Below are 3,883 nucleotides of genomic sequence, written 5' to 3'. Positions count from 1 at the left end.
AGAGCTTAGATAAATCCATATCTTTTGTTTTTCGAATCACCCGAGAATCCTGTGGTGAAAAACGTTGATATTCCGATGGAATAGCTAATATCAGCTCATTATTTAATTTAAATACTCTGGGCTGATCGTTACCAAGCCACCACCTGCTGTGTTCAACTGAACGGTTCGGCCCCAGATACGACTGACGTTCAGGCGAACTCGAGTCTGTAAGCAAGAGCACTTTGTATGCAATTAAGCAAATAAATGCGCAACTGATAAATATAGTTATCTTCTTTAACATTACTTAATTTTTCATAAAATTAAAAATCTGAATTTATTAATTCGTTTAAATATTCAACATCATCAATATAATTTATTCTTCTAAATCTCAGCCAAAAGACTATTCGGTCGTTATTGAACACGAATGAAGAAATGATGCTGTCGAATTTTTCGTCTTAGGGCGGACGTTCATCAATTGGCCAAATATCGACTCTTTTATTGCACGGCCGACTGATAATGAGAAGGCGCTATGTCGTGTCTTTGATGCTATGCCCGAGTATAAGCGGGGCCGTAGTTGCATGAACGGAACCCCCACCAACCAATACAACAGCCAATCACAAAAGTACCAGCGTCTAACGAACTAGCACTTTGGCTTCTCGAATGTTCAATAGGCTCTAGATCGTTTACTTACGATCGAATAGCATTTCCTTCATTTGCTTCGCTGATACCTTCATCCTCAGCCTCAGCGATGCGATCTCTGAAGGCTTCAAGCGAATTGATTTTGGAGATGTACCGTGCTTCTGATTCTGTAAGAGCGTCGAATCCGTATCCGGTTGTGGATTTGAATTCAGACTCGATGGTTCCATATTTTTCACGTAAGGCCTCCAGTGTATGAATGCTCAGAGATAATTGCGCACTGTACTGTTTGCCGGACAAAACGGCACAGCCGACGACATTCGCCCCATGTGACTCGATAAAATTAATGAGAGAAACAACCGTGCCACCCTGGCTAAGCGTGTCATCGACAATAAAATAATTGCGCCCCGCTTCTACATCGCCGTCGAACGATGGGCGCGTGAAGAGTCGGTCTATTCCATTGGCAGAAGATCGCTGCGAAACGGTCGATTGAACTATCTCCAAACCTTGATCGACGCCAAGAGTGCTTGAGATTTTAACTGACAGCGCCAGCGGTATTTTATTATCGCAGCCCTTCTCCGTCCCAAGGACAGGTTGAATGATGACATCCATGCCCTTAATTGCGCCCTGAATTTCATCAATGAACGACTGTGCAAGCAGCTCTTGAATAAGGAAAACTGCTGCAAGATCGTCACCCGTCTTGGCAGCACGAAAATGAGAATTGCCTGCGAGCCCTCCTATCCTGCTACCGATCAGGACTAGCGGCCTTTCTTTTTGCTGAAAATAGGAATGGTTGTTCACAAAGGCTGCATTAATTTAAGGACTGTCATCGCCCCTGACCGGAGCCAATTGGAATCAATATTCCCACCACATCATGTTCTTGAGCACTTATTTGATATTAATAATAGTAAAATTGCCAATTAGTATATATTAAAAATAAATTCTACTATGAAGCTTACGCAATGACACGATTCGCACAACCAATGGTTATCCGCTGCCCCTCATGTAACTGGCACTTACTGCAATGCCAACTATCCTCATATAGTTTTCGTGAAAGTGACCTGAGAGTATGGACAGATGGCGTGACAAATGCTGGATACGAAAACGTCAAATCACCACTACTACAATGCCCTTTATGCAACAATCCGTTTTGGAAAAAGGATGCTGAAAAAGTCTTGGAATTCGCACCTGAAAAAAAAGAAAAAGTCAGTCGCTTTTCGCATGCGATGGATGTGCTTTCAGGTAGAAAGAAAAAGGAACAGAAAAAAGAAATAGAAACTAATTGGCTTGGTATTCCTAACAATGTAGAGAACGCAGTTGAATGCGATACGCCGACCATTGGAGATTGGTTGACTATATTGAACGGTTCCGTGACCTTAACAGCGGGACAGGAATCTATCGTCAGACGAAAAATTTGGCGAAAAGGAAACGATCACCTACGCTTACGCTCTGATGGATCTCCGTGCCGTAAAACCCCTTTGTTTTCTGATGCGTTTTCAAAGCAGAACTTGCTGGCGCTATCAGATTTGCATGATCGCTGCATGATCGAATATCCCACTGAGAGAGCAGAAATACTGCGGCAACTAGGCAGATTCGAAGAGGCCAAGCAAGTTTTAGACGGAATCAAGGAAGAGGACTCGACCATCATTACAGCGAAAATTCGTCAACTCTCTGATGAACGAATCGACACCTTGCAATCAGTTAAATAGAGACATACCGCCGATGCGTGCAAGTGCACGAAAATGCACATCTCAGAGTGCTTTACGAGATACCCTAAATTGTACTAGCTCAGATTTGACCTGACACGAGGTGTCAGATGAGTTAGAGTTCTGAATGACCGTTACCGGCCAGTAGCGGACCTTCGCATATTGAGAGAATTACGATGACACCTGAGCGTGATAATGAATACAAAGAGTTGCTAGCCTATGTGGGGGTCTTCTCAACAATTGTTTGGAAGGTTGGTCCTGACGCTGAGATTCATCCCGCCAAAACCATTGAGAAAATTGTCCAGAAATTTGGAAAATCAAAGGCGCTTATTGGGCTACGTCAAGCCGCCAACGATACTATAGAAGAAACAAGTCATTGGGATTTGGAGTCGAAAGTGCGCCTAGATGAGGCGCTCAAGGCTTCTGGCGTCGTCACCATTTCGGAAATTGTGCGTAGATATTCTTCGAGTTATAAACGCATTATTAAACGTGGCCATGTCCGTGACGATACCGAATACTATGTCGTCAACGGCATTTTGGTTGACCAAGGAAATGCAATCTCGGACGAAGAGCGGACACATCTGCAAAAGCTTATTGATGCGTATGAAGCCAAATGGTGATTCCGAATTCGGCCAATACCTGACGTTCACGCTCTAGCTCATCTATTTTCGGAAAAGATTTATGCAAGAACGATTTCGTAACGACATACTGACCAACTACAACAATCGCACAATCCTTGAGCGCTGGGACGCCTTGGCCCTTCCGGACGGTTGGTTAGTTGCTGGCTGTCTATTCCAGACGTTATGGAATTTACAGGCTGGGCGCACGCCGGAGGCTGATATCAAGGACTATGATTTGTTTTATTTCGATGGCGGCGATTTGAGCGAAGAAGGTGAGCGGAGCGTACAAGCACGTGTTGATGAAGTCCTACTTGACTTGGGCGTTCCAATTGAAGTTTCGAACCAAGCACGAGTCCACACTTGGTACGAATCATATTTCGGTCATCCTTATCAACAACTAGACAATGCGCGTAGCGGAATTGACCGTTTTCTAATCTCCGCTACCTGTGTCGGAATTAATCCAAATTCACTTTATGCGCCAAACGGGCTGCAAATGCTTTACGACGGCATACTCACCTCGAACTCATTGACGCCACATATTGAGCTGTTCGATGCGAAGGTGGCATCGTATCGCTCTCGCTGGCCGTGGCTTCGCGTTATGCGCACAGTGAATGCCCCTGAATGCAGCAACTAGGTGAAGTGCTTACTGGTCGCCAACCGATTGGGCGGTAACGGCCAATATAACGGTCGCTTGACCATTTCTTTCTCATGATATTGCTTTGCTAATTTCTATGTGGCAGGATAGGCCAATGATTTAATGTTGTTATTTAATATAATTTTCAGGACTCACCAATGAACTGCTCAAGAAAACGAGACGCGGCGTTAAAGCTACTGGAATCCATCGGTATTTCACGAAGTAACTATGCACCACCTCTCGTGCGTCTGTTGTGGCGAGTCGGAATTGATATACCACCGCCGCATTTTGGTGGCATTTTTACCAAT

6 protein-coding genes are annotated in these 3,883 nt (G+C 44.4%); 4 read left to right on the top strand and 2 right to left on the bottom strand.

The window, feature by feature from the left end; all coding sequences use genetic code 11:
• A partial coding sequence (locus ACO0KY_RS19460; protein WP_423048858.1) for a hypothetical protein occupies positions 1 to 280 on the bottom strand: 280 nt, incomplete at its 3' end.
• A gap of 386 nt (positions 281 to 666) precedes the next feature.
• Complete coding sequence (locus ACO0KY_RS19455; protein WP_423048856.1) at positions 667 to 1,416, bottom strand: phosphoribosyltransferase; 750 nt, start codon at positions 1,414 to 1,416, stop codon at positions 667 to 669.
• Between the two features lie 281 nt (positions 1,417 to 1,697).
• Between ACO0KY_RS19455 and ACO0KY_RS19450 the strand changes: the two genes are divergently transcribed.
• The 4 genes from ACO0KY_RS19450 to ACO0KY_RS19435 all read left to right on the top strand — a co-directional run.
• Positions 1,698 to 2,324, top strand: a complete 627-nt coding sequence (locus ACO0KY_RS19450) for a hypothetical protein (RefSeq protein ID WP_423048854.1) — start codon at positions 1,698 to 1,700, stop codon at positions 2,322 to 2,324.
• A gap of 173 nt (positions 2,325 to 2,497) precedes the next feature.
• On the top strand, positions 2,498 to 2,941 hold the full coding sequence (locus ACO0KY_RS19445) for a hypothetical protein (protein WP_423048852.1): 444 nt from the start codon (positions 2,498 to 2,500) through the stop codon (positions 2,939 to 2,941).
• Between the two features lie 61 nt (positions 2,942 to 3,002).
• Positions 3,003 to 3,575 carry a nucleotidyltransferase family protein gene (locus tag ACO0KY_RS19440; RefSeq protein WP_423048850.1) on the top strand — a complete coding sequence of 191 codons (573 nt, stop codon included), beginning with the start codon at positions 3,003 to 3,005 and terminating at the stop codon, positions 3,573 to 3,575.
• A 158-nt stretch (positions 3,576 to 3,733) separates the two neighbouring features.
• On the top strand, positions 3,734 to 3,883 hold a 150-nt coding region (locus ACO0KY_RS19435; protein WP_423048860.1), incomplete at its 3' end, for a DUF6404 family protein.

The organism is Undibacterium sp. Dicai25W (genome assembly GCF_049340505.1).
Classification (GTDB): domain Bacteria; phylum Pseudomonadota; class Gammaproteobacteria; order Burkholderiales; family Burkholderiaceae_D; genus Undibacterium; species Undibacterium jejuense.
This window is presented reverse-complemented; position numbering and strand designations above follow the sequence as displayed.

Coding starts and splice junctions, on each gene's coding strand:
- ACO0KY_RS19445 (WP_423048852.1), top strand. CDS start 2,498: ATGACACCTGAGCGTGATAATGAATACAAAGAGTTGCTAGCCTATGTG.
- ACO0KY_RS19440 (WP_423048850.1), top strand. CDS start 3,003: ATGCAAGAACGATTTCGTAACGACATACTGACCAACTACAACAATCGC.